Annotated in this window: 13 protein-coding genes; 10 read left to right on the forward strand and 3 right to left on the reverse strand. The window is 43.5% G+C overall.

What is annotated here, in order from left to right; genetic code table 11:
* The first annotated feature begins 26 nt into the window (after positions 1–26).
* The 8 genes from bamA to dnaE all read left to right on the forward strand — a co-directional run bounded on the left by bamA (position 27) and on the right by dnaE (position 10,657).
* On the forward strand, positions 27–2,498 hold the full coding sequence (gene bamA, locus L1286_RS18260) for an outer membrane protein assembly factor BamA (RefSeq protein ID WP_235408466.1): 2,472 nt from the start codon (positions 27–29) through the stop codon (positions 2,496–2,498).
* 10 nt (positions 2,499–2,508) lie between these two features.
* On the forward strand, positions 2,509–3,027 hold the full coding sequence (locus tag L1286_RS18265; protein WP_235408467.1) for an OmpH family outer membrane protein: 519 nt from the start codon (positions 2,509–2,511) through the stop codon (positions 3,025–3,027).
* Entirely contained in the window at positions 3,027–4,067 is a 1,041-nt protein-coding gene (gene lpxD / locus L1286_RS18270; protein ID WP_235408468.1) for a UDP-3-O-(3-hydroxymyristoyl)glucosamine N-acyltransferase, read from the forward strand. Before L1286_RS18265 ends, lpxD begins: the two co-directional genes overlap by 1 nt.
* Before the next feature lie 11 nt (positions 4,068–4,078).
* Positions 4,079–4,531: a 3-hydroxyacyl-ACP dehydratase FabZ gene (gene fabZ / locus L1286_RS18275; RefSeq protein WP_063357028.1), complete on the forward strand. Its 453-nt coding sequence runs from the start codon at positions 4,079–4,081 to the stop codon at positions 4,529–4,531.
* 2 nt (positions 4,532–4,533) lie between these two features.
* Complete coding sequence (lpxA, locus tag L1286_RS18280) at positions 4,534–5,304, forward strand: acyl-ACP--UDP-N-acetylglucosamine O-acyltransferase (protein WP_235408469.1); 771 nt, start codon at positions 4,534–4,536, stop codon at positions 5,302–5,304.
* 121 nt (positions 5,305–5,425) lie between these two features.
* The gene (gene lpxB / locus L1286_RS18285) at positions 5,426–6,580 is read left to right on the forward strand and encodes a lipid-A-disaccharide synthase (RefSeq protein WP_235408470.1); all 1,155 of its coding nucleotides are present in this window, start codon (positions 5,426–5,428) and stop codon (positions 6,578–6,580) included.
* A complete protein-coding gene (gene rnhB / locus L1286_RS18290; RefSeq protein WP_235408471.1) occupies positions 6,570–7,163 on the forward strand; it encodes a ribonuclease HII in 594 nt (197 codons plus the stop codon). The genes lpxB and rnhB overlap by 11 nt, the downstream gene beginning before the upstream one ends.
* 2 nt (positions 7,164–7,165) lie before the next feature.
* Positions 7,166–10,657, forward strand: coding sequence for a DNA polymerase III subunit alpha (dnaE, locus tag L1286_RS18295; RefSeq protein WP_235408472.1), 3,492 nt, complete (start codon positions 7,166–7,168; stop codon positions 10,655–10,657).
* Between the two features lie 71 nt (positions 10,658–10,728).
* Here dnaE and accA read toward each other — a convergent pair whose 3' ends face one another.
* On the reverse strand, positions 10,729–11,688 hold the full coding sequence (gene accA, locus L1286_RS18300) for an acetyl-CoA carboxylase carboxyl transferase subunit alpha (protein WP_235408473.1): 960 nt from the start codon (positions 11,686–11,688) through the stop codon (positions 10,729–10,731).
* Positions 11,689–11,764: 76 nt separating this feature from the next.
* Complete coding sequence (locus L1286_RS18305) at positions 11,765–12,019, reverse strand: hypothetical protein (RefSeq protein WP_235408474.1); 255 nt, start codon at positions 12,017–12,019, stop codon at positions 11,765–11,767.
* A gap of 392 nt (positions 12,020–12,411) precedes the next feature.
* Here L1286_RS18305 and tilS point away from each other — a divergent pair, with 392 nt between their 5' ends.
* Together tilS and L1286_RS18315 are read left to right on the forward strand one after the other, a co-directional pair.
* The gene (tilS, locus tag L1286_RS18310) at positions 12,412–13,737 is read left to right on the forward strand and encodes a tRNA lysidine(34) synthetase TilS (RefSeq protein ID WP_235408475.1); all 1,326 of its coding nucleotides are present in this window, start codon (positions 12,412–12,414) and stop codon (positions 13,735–13,737) included.
* On the forward strand, positions 13,724–14,059 hold the full coding sequence (locus L1286_RS18315; RefSeq protein WP_235408476.1) for a hypothetical protein: 336 nt from the start codon (positions 13,724–13,726) through the stop codon (positions 14,057–14,059). Before tilS ends, L1286_RS18315 begins: the two co-directional genes overlap by 14 nt.
* A gap of 49 nt (positions 14,060–14,108) precedes the next feature.
* Here the strand turns inward: L1286_RS18315 and L1286_RS18320 are convergent, their stop codons facing one another.
* Complete coding sequence (locus L1286_RS18320; RefSeq protein WP_235408477.1) at positions 14,109–15,005, reverse strand: GGDEF domain-containing protein; 897 nt, start codon at positions 15,003–15,005, stop codon at positions 14,109–14,111.
* Positions 15,006–15,141 lie beyond the last annotated feature (136 nt).

Genomic DNA, 15,141 nt, shown 5'->3' on the forward strand with positions numbered 1-15,141 from the left:
AAGCTGTAAAGGATAAAGATAATAAAATGCCTATAAAAAAACATTTAGCTGTAACGAGTTTACTTGGCGCCAGTTTTGCCGCTTTAGGGCAAAACTCCTTTATCGTAGAAGATTTAAAAGTTGAAGGGTTACAACGTGTTGCACTTGGTGCGGCATTGACGCATATTCCAATTAATGTTGGCGATGAGATTGACAACTACACCGTTTCAAGAACCATCAAAACATTGTTTTCGTCAGGTCATTTTGATGATATTACTGCTTATCGTGACGGTAATCAGATCATTTTCAAAGTGAAAGAGCGTCCGACGATTGCTTCAATTGAGTTTGACGGCAATAAAGATATCAAAGATGAGCAGCTCCAAGAAAGCCTAGATGACAAAGATATTCGTACCGGTGAAACTTTAGATCGTACGGTAATTGATGGCATTGAGAAAGGCTTAATTGAGTTCTTCCATAGCATTGGTAAATACAATGCAAAAATTGAAGTGAGCATCGTTGAGTTACCCCGTAACCGAGTGAAACTTAAGTTTGATTTTGAAGAAGGCGATGCCGCTTCTGTTCGTCAAATAAACTTGGTAGGTAATGAGCTGTTTTCAGATGAGCAGTTGTTGCGTTTAGTCGAGTCTCAGCAAGATCTACCGTGGTGGAAATTTTTATCAAGTGACCGTTACCAGAAACAAACGATTGAAGGCGATCTTGAAAAGATCCGCAGTTATTACCTAGATCGAGGTTATCTGAGGTTTAACATTGATTCTACGCAAGTGTCCGTGAGCCCTGAGCGTGAATCAGTCTATGTGACGGCGAATATCACCGAAGGTGAAAAATACACGGTGAAAGGGTTTGACTTCATTGGTGACCTACTGGGCCGTGAGGAATTGATCCGTAGTGTCGTACCATTAAAGGCTGGTGAGCTATACAATGGCTCACTGGTGACTTCCTCGGAAGAGTTTATCAAGGGCTATTTGGCGAGATTCGGCTATGCCAACGCTGAAGTACGCACTATCCCTGAGATTGATGATGAAAATAAAGAAGTGCATTTGACGCTGTCGGTCGACCCTGGCAAGCGTGTCTATGTTCGTCGAATTTTGGTGAATGGTAACCAAAGCACTGCGGATCACGTTGTACGAAGAGAAATGACGCAACTTGAAGGCGCATGGCTATCCAATCAAAGCTTAGAGCGTTCAAAGTTGCAAATTCAACGTTTGCCATATATGGAAAAAGTTGAATTTGAAGTCAAGCCTATTCCGGGTGTTGATGATCAAGTTGACGTCGACTTCAATGTAAAAGAGCAGCCAGCCGGTAGTTTCCAAGCGGGTGTTGCTTACGGTTCATATGCAGGTTTGCAATTTAACGTTGGAGTCAGTGAGTCTAACTTCCTTGGCTCTGGTGATCAGGTTGCCTTTAATATTAATACCTCACGTGCGTCGACACGATATAGTGTGTCCTACACAGACCCTTATTTCACACCGGATGGTATTTCTCAAGGTAGTAGTATTTTCTACAGTAACTTTGATGGTGGTGAAATTGGTCTTGTGGACTATGACTCGCGTAGTTATGGTATTGGTACCCACTTTGGTATTCCAATTAACCCTGTCAACCGTTTGAATTTTAGTTTCCGTTGGATAGAAGAAGACTTGGACCGTATTGCTGACTATGAGCAAACGCGCGTGATGAGACTGACTTTTGAAGATCCAAACAACCCAGACAGCGGTTTTGACTTTACTAAATTTGAATTAGGTGTTGGTTGGTCACGCATTACTGTCAACCGTGGTATGTTCCCGACTGATGGTTCGAGACAATCAGCGAATTTCACCTTTACGACACCAAACTCAGATTTGAACTACTTCAAATTGAGTTATGACTCACGTTTTTATTGGCCAATTAGTAATGATCATCGTTGGGTATTCTCAACGCGCGCAGCACTTGCTTATGGTAATGGCTACGGCGAGAAGAATGGTTTTGATCAGGTGTTACCTTTCCAGGAGTTCTATCGTATCACTGAGATGGAACTGAGAGGTTTTGAAAGAAACACCATCTTACCTCAAGCTGTTCAGCGTACTCCATTGCCAATCACGGGTACACCAAACCCGGATGGCTCAACAACCGGCACGATTGGCGGTGACCCGCAATTCGACCAATTGATTCCGTTAGGTCGTATTGGTGGTAATGCGAAAGCCGTGTTGGGTGCTGAAATGATAGTACCGACGCCTTTCCTTGATGAAGAAAATACAAGCTCAGTGCGTACTAGCTTCTTCGTTGATGCGGCGAACGTGTGGGATACTGAATTCGATGTAAGTCGTTATTCAAACTTGCCAGAAGATCAATACAAACAATTATCAGATTTCTCTGATCCTGGCCGTTTTAGGGTTTCAACTGGTTTATCTATTCAATGGATTTCACCAATGGGACCAATGTTAATTAGTTTTGCGTATCCACTGAAAAAAGAAGACGATGATGACACTCAAAACATCAGCTTCAATATCAGTAATACTTTCTAAGGAGTTTATTGTGAAAAATATTTTGAAAACATCTGCTATGGGTATTTTAGCGGCATTGTTAATGGGTAACTCAGTGAATGCTTTCGCTCACAAAGTGGGTTTAATCGACATGCAGTCAATTTATTCTCAGTTACCGCAAATGGCTAAAATTGAACAATCGCTTAAAACTGAGTTTGCAGAGCGTCGCCAAGAACTAGAAAAACTACAAGGCGATATTCGTTTTGAAGCTGAAAAATTTAAGCGTGAAAGTGCGACTATGAGCGAAGAGCAAAAAACGGCTTTGCGTGACAAAATCCAGCAAATGCAGAAGACGTTGGCTGAAAAGGGCCGCCCTTTAGAGCAAGAAATTAAACAGCGTCAAAACCAAGAGATTGCAAAAGTTCAAAAACTAATCTTTGACGCGATTCAAGATGTTGCTAAAAAAGGAAAATTTGACGAAGTTCGAGTAAAAGATACGACAATTTACTTCAACCCTGATAAAGTTAGCGATCTATCAAATGAAATTGTTGAAGTAGTTAGCAAAAAATAATGACGAAACAGTACACGTTATCACAGTTGGCTGATTATCTAGGCGCTTCCTTAGAAGGAAGTGCCGATCAGCCGATCGTGAAAATCGCTACCTTGGCGAATGCCAAGAGTCAAGACATTGCGTTTTTGGCAAACAAAAAATATCGCAGTCAATTAGAGTCTACAGAAGCTGGAGCGGTTATTTTGTCAGCTGACGAGGCTGAGTATTTCACCGGCAATAAAGTGATCTGTGATAACCCTTATGTTGCTTACGCCAAGCTAGCGCAATATATGGATACGACTCCAAGTGCAGCGAGCAATATTCACGCTAGTGCATGTATCGACAACGAAGCTACGCTTGGTGAAAACGTTAAAGTGGCCGCCAATGCAGTTATTGAATCTGGTGCTATTATCGGCGATAACGTGGAAATTGGCCCAGGCTGCTTTATTGGCAAAAATGCTCGCATAGGTGCAAATACTAAGCTGTGGGCTAATGTCACGATTTACCATGAAGTTGTGATTGGTGAGCAATGTTTGTTTCAGTCCGGTACTGTGATCGGCAGTGACGGATTTGGCTATGCTAACGAGTCCGGTGAATGGGTGAAAATTCCCCAAATTGGAACGGTTGTGATAGGAAATCGTGTTGAAGTCGGTGCGTGTACATCGATTGATCGTGGTGCGATTGACGATACGATTATTCATGACAATGTCATTCTCGACAATCAAATCCAAATTGCCCATAACGTAGAAATTGGCTATGGCACTGCCATTGCTGGATGTACGGTATTGGCAGGAAGCGTAAAAATTGGTAAGTACTGTCAAATCGGCGGTATGGTGGCCATCAATGGCCACAATGAAGTGTGTGATGGCGTGGTTATCACTGGTATGAGTATGGTAACGAAAGGCATCACTAAGCCTGGCGTATACTCTTCTGGCATGCCACACACGACGAACAAAGAATGGCGCAAGAGTATTGCCCACTTACGTAATCTTTCTGATTTTAAAGCGCGAATCAAAGCGCTAGAAAGCTTAACTGCGCAGTTACAACATACGGATAAATAAAAGGTGGTATTTTGGCCAACGAATTAAACAGCTTTGACATTCAGGAAATTTTAAAGTTATTACCACATCGCTACCCAATGCTATTGGTCGATAAAGTTGTCGACTACAAACCGGGTGAATATCTTCATGCGATTAAGAATGTTACTGCGAATGAACCCATTTTTACTGGACATTTTCCTGAACAGCCGATTTTCCCTGGTGTCATGATCCTTGAAGCGCTAGCTCAAGCGACAGGTTTACTTGGATTTAAGACTGTCGAAAACCGCTCTGATAATGAGCTATACTTATTCGCAGCCATTGACAACGCAAGGTTTAAACAGCCTGTTGTTCCTGGTGATACGATGCATCTGCATGTACAGTTTGTTAAAGAGCGTCGCAATATCTGGAAATTTTCAGGTGAAGCGAAGGTTGATGGCAATGTAGTGTGTAGTGCCGAATTAATGTGTGCTAGAAGAGAGTTTTAAGCGTGATCCATCCTACCGCAATTATTGAACCAGGTGCTAAATTAGGAAATAACGTCTCTGTAGGACCATACAGTTACATTGGTAATGATGTAGTTATTGGTGATGACTGTAAAATTGAATCTCATGTGGTTATCAAAGGACCTAGCGAAATCGGTTCTGGTAATCATATTTTTCAATTCGCATCAGTAGGCGAAGCCTGTCAAGATAAAAAGTACAAGGATGAACCGACAAAGCTAATCATTGGTGATAACAACGTTATTCGAGAGTGTGCGACGATCCATCGTGGCACAATTCAGGATAAGGGCGTTACCATTATTGGAAGCAATAACTTATTTATGGCTTACACACATGTGGCGCATGATGCAGTGATTGGCAGTAATGTAATCTTCGCAAATAATGCGAGTGTCGCGGGCCATGTACACATTGGTGACTGGGTTATCCTTGCTGGTAATTCTGGTGTACATCAATTCTGTAAAGTGGGGTCGCACGCTTTTGTTGGCATGTATTCTGGTGTCAATCAGGATGTACCGCCATTTGTGACAACCACTGGCACGCCGGCGCGACCAGTTGCGATAAATACGGAAGGCTTGAAGCGTCGTGGCTTTGAGTCTGATGAGATTATGGCAACGCGCAGAGCGTATAAAACACTATTCCGTAAAGGTTTAAAACTGGATGAAGCGATTGCTTCATTGCAAGAAGAAGCGCAAAAGTTCGCTGCTGTTCAGCAAATGTTAGACTTTATCGCCACTTCAGAACGCGGCCTAGTACGCTAAAACAGATTATCCCTGTGAGCAGCTAAATTGAATGTTCAATTAGGCAACGAAGACAGGGTAGGTTCTGATATAATGACGCCATACTTAGTATGGCGTTTTTTTATTTTCCAGAAGAACAAAAATGGCAAACGAAAAATCAATTATCATTGGTATTGTTGCAGGCGAGTTGTCTGGCGATATTCTCGGTGCAGGGTTAATCAAAGCCCTTAAAAAACGGTACCCTAATGCCCAGTTTGTGGGGATTGCGGGTCCAAAAATGCAAGCTGAAGGTTGTAAGAGCTTATTCGATATGGAAGAGCTCGCAGTAATGGGGCTTGTAGAAGTGTTGGGGCGTTTACCAAGACTACTAAAAATTAGAAAAGAGCTCGTCAATTATTTTATCGACAATCCACCTGATGTTTTCATTGGTATCGATGCACCGGATTTTAATTTACGTGTTGAAAAGCCATTAAAAGCTGCTGGCATAAAGACCATTCAATATGTTAGTCCATCAGTGTGGGCGTGGCGCCCGAAACGAATACATACGATAGCTGAAGCGACAAACTTGGTTCTTTCACTCCTACCATTCGAAAAAGCATTTTATGACAAGTATGAAGTGCCTTGTACTTTTGTTGGTCATACTCTAGCCGATGAAATTCCACTAGAATCCGATCAGCAAGCCGCTCGGGCAGAGATTGGGTTGGACGCTTCAGATACCGTCTTGGCGTTGCTTCCTGGCAGCCGGGGCTCCGAAGTCGGGTTATTGAGCGAAACCTACTTACAAACGGCAAAACAACTGGTGGATAAAATCCCTGATTTGAAGATAGTAGTGCCTTTGGTCAATGAAAAGCGACAAAAACAATTTAAGCAAATTATGAATAAGGTGGCGCCAGATATTCGACCAATTTTGCTGGATGGGCAATCTTCATTGGCAATGAAAGCTGCGGATGCTGTCTTACTCGCATCAGGCACTGCCACGTTAGAAGCCATGCTTTATAAAAAGCCGATGGTTGTAGGCTACCGTCTAAAAACTTTGAGTTATAAAATCTTTAGCACGTTCTTCACCTTTAATATCAAACATTTTTCTTTACCTAACTTACTTGCTGATGCGCCTTTAGTGCCTGAGTTTTTGCAAGAAGAGTGTAATCCAGACGCGCTAACAGACGCTTTACTTCCATTATTGCGTGAAGACAATTCGGCGTTAATAGCGCGCTTTTACGAAATTCATAAAGATATCCGTTTGAATGCCAGTGAACAGGCAGCCATTGCAGTTGCGGAGGTAATAGATGCAAATTGAACGCCCTGATTTCAAATATATAGCAGGCGTAGATGAAGTGGGTCGCGGCCCGCTCGTCGGTGACGTTGTTACGGCAGCGGTTATTCTGGATCCTAACAAGCCAATTGAAGGATTAACAGATTCCAAAAAACTCTCTGAAAAAAAGCGTAACGCACTTGCACAGGAAATAAAAGACAAAGCACTGTGCTACTGTATAGCACGTGCCAGTGTTGAAGAGATAGATGAACTCAACATACTGCATGCGACCATGCTGGCTATGAAACGGGCTGTTGAAGGGTTGGAAGTACCCGCCGAGTTTGTTTTTATCGATGGCAATCGCCTCCCCCAGATTAATGTACCAGCCCAAGCGGTCGTAAAAGGGGATAGTTTAGTACCAGAGATCAGCGCGGCATCTATTTTGGCCAAGGTGACGCGTGACAACGAAATGATTGAGTTAGATGCCAAGTTTCCTGAGTTCGGCTTTGCAGGCCATAAAGGCTACCCAACCAAAGCCCATTTTGAAGCATTGGCTACACATGGTATTACACCTTATCACCGTAAGAGCTTTAAGCCTGTCCAACGTATCCTCGCGGAGCAGTCTTAATTATGCCAGCACCGAATTTTGTACATTTACGCGTCCACAGTGACTTTTCTATGGTAGATGGCTTGGCAAAAACCAAGCCGATTGTCGCTCGAGCTCAAGAGCTCGAAATGCCTGCTTTTGCAATCACTGATCAAATGAACTTATGCGGCTTAGTGAGATTTTATAGTGGAGCGCATGGTGCTGGGATTAAGCCAATAGTCGGCGCCGATCTATGGCTCAAAAGTGATGAATTTCCGGATGAGCCTTGTCGTATCGTGGTATTGGCAAAAAACAATGAAGGTTATAAGAATCTCACCTTACTGATCTCAGAGGCATTTTTGCGTGGGCATGTGTTTCATCGTCCAGTGGTTGATAAAGCTTGGTTAGCCAAATTTAAAGAAGGGTTGATCATTCTTTCGGGCGCAAAAGATGGCGATGTAGGCAAAGCCCTGCTCAAAGGGAACCCTCAGTTGGTTGAGCAAACACTGGCCTTTTATGAAGAACATTTTGCTGATCATTACTATTTAGAATTGCATCGTACTGAAAGAGAGCACGAAGAAGCGTATCTACATGCTGCTGTGGCATTGGCAGCAGAACGTAATCTTCCGGTTGTGGCGACAAATGAAGTGGTCTTCTTGAATGAGAAAGACTTCGAAGCTCATGAAATCCGAGTGGCTATTCATGATGGCTATACACTCGAAGATAAAAATAGGCCCAAACGTTTCTCTAAAGAGCAGTATTTAAAAACGCCTGAGCAGATGCATGAGTTGTTCAGCGATATTCCAGAGGCACTTGAGAATACGGTAGAAATAGCCAAGCGCTGTAATGTTACGGTGCAGTTGGGCACCTACTTCTTACCCGACTACCCAACGGGTGACCTAAAAATTGAAGACTTCTTGGTCAAGGTCTCTGAGGATGGCCTAGAAGAACGTTTACAGTTTTTATTCCCGGACGAAGAAGATAGAAAAGTCAAACGGGTTGAGTATGATGATCGATTAAGAATTGAATTGGACGTAATCAACCAAATGGGATTCCCAGGGTATTTCTTGATCGTAATGGAATTCATCCAGTGGAGTAAAGATAATAATATTCCAGTTGGTCCAGGGCGGGGTTCTGGTGCGGGCTCTTTGGTCGCGTATGCATTAAAAATCACAGATCTCGATCCCCTAGAGTTTGACTTACTATTCGAGCGATTTCTAAACCCCGAGCGTGTCTCGATGCCTGACTTCGATGTCGACTTTTGTATGGACAGACGAGATGAGGTAATCGATCACGTTGCTAAACTTTATGGTCGTCAAGCCGTCTCGCAGATCATTACGTTTGGTACGATGGCAGCTAAAGCGGTTATTCGAGATGTCGGTCGAGTACTCGGGCACCCTTACGGTTTCGTTGACCGGATCTCTAAACTGGTTCCGGGCGACCCTGGTATGACACTGGCGAAGGCGTTTGATGTAGAACCACGCCTGCCAGAAGCTTATGACGGTGATGACGAAGTTAAAGAGTTGATCGACAAATGCCGTATCCTCGAAGGGTGTACGCGAAATGCCGGTAAACACGCTGGGGGGGTTGTTATCTCACCCACGAGCATTACAGACTTTGCCGCCTTGTATTGTGATGAAGAGGGTAAGTTTCCGGTTACCCAATTTGATAAAAACGATGTTGAAACAGCCGGCTTAGTTAAATTTGACTTCCTTGGTCTGAGAACACTGACTATCTTGCAGTGGGCGCTAGACATGGCAAATGAGCGTTTGGCACGTGAGCAAAAGCCATTTGTTGATATCAACGCGATTCCACTGGATGATCATGCCAGTTTTGAAGTGTTACTTAGAGCGGAGACCACTGCGGTATTCCAGTTAGAATCTCGTGGTATGAAAGACTTGATCCGTCGCCTTAAGCCGGACTGTTTTGAGGATATGATTGCACTTGTGGCACTGTTTCGACCGGGCCCCTTGCAATCAGGAATGGTAGATAACTTTATTGACCGTAAGCACGGTCGAGAAGAGATCTCCTTTCCGGATGCACAATATCAGCACGAAAGCTTAGCTCCGATACTAGAGCCAACGTATGGCATTATCTTGTATCAAGAGCAGGTCATGCAGATAGCGCAGGTACTGGCTGGGTACAGCCTAGGTGGCGCAGACTTACTACGTCGTGCGATGGGTAAGAAAAAGCCTGAAGAGATGGCCAAACAGCGATCGACCTTTGAAGAAGGCTCAATCAATAATGGCGTCGATGGCGAACTTTCGATGAAGATCTTCGATCTTGTAGAAAAATTTGCTGGATATGGCTTCAACAAATCTCACTCAGCAGCCTATGCACTTGTTTCTTATCAAACACTGTGGATGAAAACGCACTTTCCTGCGGAGTTTATGGCCGCGGTAATGTCCGCGGATATGGATAACACAGATAAAATTGTCACCCTAGTTGACGAATGCGAAAACATGAAGCTGACGCTACTCCCGCCTGATGTCAATGCGGGCGTGTATAAGTTTACAGTGAATTTGCAGGGTGAAATCGTTTATGGTATCGGAGCGATTAAAGGTGTCGGTGAAGGCCCAGTAGAAGCCATACTTGAAGCGCGTGAACACGGGGGAGAGTTTAAAGATCTTTTTGATTTTTGTGCCCGTGTGGACCTCAAACGCTTAAACCGCCGAGTGATTGAAAAGCTGATTTATGCTGGTGCGCTAGATAAATTAGGGCCAGATTCAACGCAAGGTGGCCGAGCAACGTTATTGGCGAGCTTAAAAGACGCAATGAAGTCTGCAGAGCAACACCATAAGGCAGAGCAGCTAGGGCAATCCGATTTATTTGGACTGCTTGCCGTGGAGCCTGAAGAAGTTGCGCAAGCGTTTGTAAAGGCTACTCCGCTGAGTGATAACGAGTGGTTAGATGGTGAAAAAGAAACGCTGGGTTTATACCTGACCGGTCACCCAATTAATCAGTATCGTAAAGAGTTAAGAAATTATACGTCTGGCAAGCTAGTCGATTTGCAGCCAACGAATCGAGATGTTCACTCGACAGCGGCAGGTTTGGTGATAAATGCACGAACCTTAATAAATAAAAAGGGCAACCGTTGGGGATTGATCACATTAGATGATAAGAGTGCCCGAATTGACGTACGCTTCTTTCCCGAGCAATTTGAGATGTATCAAGAGTTGCTACAGGTAAACCAAATTCTGGTGATTTCTGGCCACGTTGCTTTTGACAACTTCTCTGGCGGCATTTCGATGACTGCTCGGGAGGTGAATACCATTGCTCAAGCCCGTGAAAAGCGCATCAGCGCACTGAAGATGACTTTGAATATGACACAAATGGACGCAAACTTTGGCGAGAACTTGAAAAGAGTGCTTGAACCATACAAGTTTGGGACATGCGAAGTGATCATTGAGTACCAAAGACCTGATGCAACAGCAGAGCTGACATTGGGGATGCAGTGGTGTGTAACCCCAAGTGATGAACTGATCCGTTCGTTGAAAAAGCTGACAGGGCAGGATGTTGAACTAGTGTTTGACTAGCACTTGCTCACCGAGACACAAATAAAAAGGCCGCCAAGCTAGCTTGGCGGCCTTTTTGCATCAAATACGGCTTAGTTACAGTAGCCGAAAGACATAAGACGTTGGTATCTCTGCTCAAGCATTTCTTCTTGGCTTAATTTAGATAAGTCAGAGAGATCTTTTAGGATCTGTGCCTTTAAGCTGCTTGCTGCCCCATCGTAATCACGGTGTGCGCCACCTAACGGTTCTGAGACAATTTCATTGATAAGGTTGTTGTCCTTGATACGCTGTGCAGATACGCCCATTGCTTCAGCAGCCAAAGGTGCTTTTTCTGCGCTTTTCCAAAGAATAGATGCACAACCTTCAGGCGTAATAACTGAGTAAGTGCTATAACGCAGCATGTTTACGCGGTCGCCCACACCAATTGCCAATGCGCCACCTGAGCCACCTTCACCGATTACGCTACAGATTGTTGGCACTTTTAAAGAAGCCATAACTTTTAAGTTCATTGCGATAGCTTCACTTTGACCGCGCTCTTCAGCACCAATACCGGGGTATGCACCTTGTGTGTCTATCAGCGTGATAACAGGCATCTTGAAGCGCTCAGCCATTTCCATTAGACGCTTAGCTTTGCGGTAACCCTCTGGTCTAGGCATACCAAAATTACGTTTAATCTTTTCTGCGGTATCGCGACCTTTCTCTTGACCAATTACCATGACTGGCTTGCCGTCTAGTCGTGCAGTACCGCCAATAATAGCTGGGTCGTTTGCAAATGCACGATCACCTGCAAACTCATCGAATTCTGTAAAGATGCGCTTGATGTAATCGCTTGCATGTGGGCGCATTGGGTGACGTGCTAGTTGTAGTAGCTGCCATGGGTTTAATTCTGAGTAAATTTTTTCAGTTAGCTGTACGCTTTTCTCTTTCAGCTTACTGATCTCTTCTTCCAGACTTAGGTCCAAAGAACCTGAGCGACTAACAGCTTGTAGCTCTTTTATTTTTTGCTCTAATTCAGCTACTGGAAGTTCAAATTCTAGATAATTTAAGCTCATTTTCTAACCTATCTGATAATTTTTTTAAAGTTTGTCTCGGTCCAATGTAGAGAGTACAGATTCAAAGTGCCATGACTTAGTTATTTGCAACGCCTTTACTAGCATAGTTTGTTTTGCTAAATGTTGCTTCAACTATTAGCCAGTATTGCTTATTTACATCATTTTTTGGAGAAGTTCGCGAATTTTCACAGCAAAATACTTCTTCATCTAACAACTGTTTTTCCTTCGTGAAGGCGAGATCTCTGTCATCACATACAATTTTCTTCACATTATACTGCCCCAAGCCGCATCTTGAAAACAGACCAGCAAGATAATGCGACTTTTTATACATAAGTAGCGATTTACCTAGATTTTGGCGCAGATGTCAATCATTTTTGGGTTTGATCTGTTTTTGTGTTGTTTTAGTAAATAATGATAATTTTAATCGTCTTAAATAAATTGTAAGTGAAAAGTAAGACGTTGAAATGTAGGTTTTATTCAATCGCCTTGTTGGAAATACAGTCTAAATGTATAAAATCGACGTCCGCGTATAATAATATGCTGCTTTTACCCCTATCCAAGCCCTGTTCGTATTAATATAATTTGCGCTGTTTTAGACCTATTTTAGTAAAATTAATTTAGTTATTTCTGATCTACTTCATAGTATGAAGTGAATATGGCAATACTCATTGCAATTCTAGCTCGATGAGGTATAACGCCACAGTAGTCAAATTGGGGAGAGTTATGGAACGCACAAGCGTATATGAGCAATTTGTCATGCTGCTTGAACAACATAGCGGTGGTCGTATTCAGAACGGCTTTACTGTGGCTCTATCTGGCGGTGTGGACTCTGTTGTACTACTGCATTTGTGTCACACCTATATCAACCAACACCGTGGCATTCCACTCAAAGCGGTTTATGTAAACCATGGATTATCGGATAGCGCGATGCAGTGGCAGCGGTTTTGTGAGCAGCTTTGTCATACATTGTCGGTCGAGTTTAGCGCTGTGACGGTAACATTGTGCCCAAAGCCTCGGGTGAGTCTGGAAGCAATGGCCCGAGAGGCGCGCTATCGCGCATTGGATGAGCATGCACTGCCTGACTCCGCTATTTTATTAGGGCAACACGCTGATGATCAGGTCGAAACATTTTTTATTCGCTTGAAAAGAGGATCAGGGCTTCAAGGACTCGGTGCGATGCGATTTTCTACACAGCTACAATCTGGGCGCCACTGTTTACGGCCTCTGTTAAATGTTGAGCGCTCAGACATCGAAGCGTTTGCCAAAACATTTTCACTTGCGCATATTGAAGATGAATCCAATCAAAGTGATGTCTTTGATCGAAACTTTTTACGTAACCACGTACTACCGCTTTTGAAAACACGGTTTAAAGGGTTTGTGCCCAGTGTCTTAAGGTCAATTTCATTGCTGCAAGCGCAGCAAGCACTGGTCGATGAAATATCTTACGGTGATCTGACACGATGTACTGAACATCAATGTCTGCTTGTGACGCAACTAAACACGCTCTCTGCATTACGTCAAAACAATGTCGTACGTGCTTGGCTAGCACAGAAGCATGTAGATATGCCGTCTAAAAAGCAATTGGCGCAAATAATACAACAATCACTTAATGCGCGCCCTGATGCACAAGTCAATATTCAGTTAGCTCAGGGAAGCATAAAACTGTATCAAGGCAAGCTCTATTGGGTGACAAAAGATCAAGTTCCACTGCCAGTGGTGAGCGATCTCAAGCTCACTCAGCCTGTTCGTATAGCGGATGGTCGCCAACTTATTGTTTGTGAAGGGAAGGGGGTTCGAAGGCCGCTTTGCGCCGAGACAGTGTCTCTCAAGTTTGGGTGTTTGTCGGAACACATTAAACCGCTAGGCAAGCCAGGCCACAATAGCGTGAAACATTGGCTGAAGGATTTAAAGGTACCAACTTGGGAACGTACGCGTGTCCCTTTGATCTTCTATAATGAGACCTTAGTGGCGGCGGTGGGGTATTTTGTTAATGAAACCTACGCTAGCGAGCAGGGGATTTACTGGAAAGAAGTTAATGCAAACGAATAATAAAATAAGCTTGTCTTTGGCAAACAAAGCGCCACTAGCAACATTAGGTTGCAGTATAGTTTTTTGTATATTGGCTTTGATGTCAACATTTAATGTGACGAATGTTGCGTTGGCAATAGGTGTTGGGATTTTATCTGCAACATTATTACTTGCCTATTGGCATGGTAAGGGCGGGAGTTTTTTTATTTTAGGTTTGGCTGCGCCTATGTTGTCGATTTTATTTAGTACGTTACCTGACTTTTGGTCGCTGGGGTGGGTGATAAACGGCTTTTTTTGTGGCTTTGCAATATTGCTCTGGGCCTTTAAAATTAAAAACCGTTAATCACTGGTCGTACTTACCGTTAGGGGAGGGTAAGTACGAATTAGCTTGATTACACTGCGCGTGCACAGTTCCTTCCCGATTCTTTGGCTTTATAAAGGCCGCCATCAGCCCTAGCGAATATTTCGTTTGCGCAGTCTTGGCTAGAAGCCAGCGTAAACCCAATACTGGTGGTTACTTCGTGTTTGGCCAGTAAATTACAGTTGTTTACTCGTTCCATGATACGCTCTGCGATGACTTTATTCGTGGTAAAAGCGGGATCGTCGATAAGAACGGCGAACTCATCGCCCCCAAACCTGAATACGGCATCCGTTGCGCGGATACTTGAGGTCAAAATATTGGCAAATTCAACAAGAACTTCGTCACCTTTTTTATGCCCATATTTGTCGTTGACTTGTTTGAAGTTGTCTAAATCTAACAGCATCAAGCTAAAGTTTCTGTGATGACGACGGCTACGCTCTAGCTTGGTTTCTAAGTATTCATTGAACTGACTGCGGTTGTACAAGCCGGTAAGGGTGTCTTTGGTTGCCAGTTGTAGCACACGATGATACATCAAGGCATTTCTGAGCGGATACAGCAAACATGTGTGAAGCTGCATCAATCTCGCTCTTATCGTACCGCTTAAGCTATATTTACTGAAATACACAAGTTGGCCCAAGTGTTGACCATTTAATTCTAGATCGAAGGTATATGGCTTCAATTGATCATCGCTCTGGTGCATTTGAAACAAGCCTTGGCTCGAATGAAATTGCAGGCCGGCGAGATCGGTAATACGTTTAACATAACCTGCAAAAATGTCTAAGATGCCATTGACCTCCAAAGTTGTTTGCAACTTTTCGACCAATGTATTTGGTTGTTCTGGCGCTTGTGAAACATATTGATCCGTCGCAAACGGTATGTAGTCACCGCGCGAAGGCGTTCGCTGAGCCAAAATATGGACATTTTCCATCTGGTAATTCCCCTAATTACAACATTCCCAAACAATTAAGCTAGTTTCGTGCCAACAAATTAAACTGGCTGAAAAACAGTTGCTTGCTATAGTTAATGTTGAGTGAAAAATAATCTATAACGAATCTTTGACACCG

The organism is Pseudoalteromonas sp. SMS1, from assembly GCF_021530565.1.
Taxonomy (GTDB): domain Bacteria; phylum Pseudomonadota; class Gammaproteobacteria; order Enterobacterales; family Alteromonadaceae; genus Pseudoalteromonas.

Coding starts and splice junctions, on each gene's coding strand:
- bamA (WP_235408466.1), top strand. CDS start 27: ATGCCTATAAAAAAACATTTAGCTGTAACGAGTTTACTTGGCGCCAGT.
- lpxD (WP_235408468.1), top strand. CDS start 3,027: ATGACGAAACAGTACACGTTATCACAGTTGGCTGATTATCTAGGCGCT.
- lpxB (WP_235408470.1), top strand. CDS start 5,426: ATGGCAAACGAAAAATCAATTATCATTGGTATTGTTGCAGGCGAGTTG.
- rnhB (WP_235408471.1), top strand. CDS start 6,570: ATGCAAATTGAACGCCCTGATTTCAAATATATAGCAGGCGTAGATGAA.
- dnaE (WP_235408472.1), top strand. CDS start 7,166: ATGCCAGCACCGAATTTTGTACATTTACGCGTCCACAGTGACTTTTCT.
- accA (WP_235408473.1), bottom strand. CDS start 11,688: ATGAGCTTAAATTATCTAGAATTTGAACTTCCAGTAGCTGAATTAGAG.
- L1286_RS18305 (WP_235408474.1), bottom strand. CDS start 12,019: ATGTATAAAAAGTCGCATTATCTTGCTGGTCTGTTTTCAAGATGCGGC.
- tilS (WP_235408475.1), top strand. CDS start 12,412: ATGGAACGCACAAGCGTATATGAGCAATTTGTCATGCTGCTTGAACAA.
- L1286_RS18315 (WP_235408476.1), top strand. CDS start 13,724: ATGCAAACGAATAATAAAATAAGCTTGTCTTTGGCAAACAAAGCGCCA.
- L1286_RS18320 (WP_235408477.1), bottom strand. CDS start 15,005: ATGGAAAATGTCCATATTTTGGCTCAGCGAACGCCTTCGCGCGGTGAC.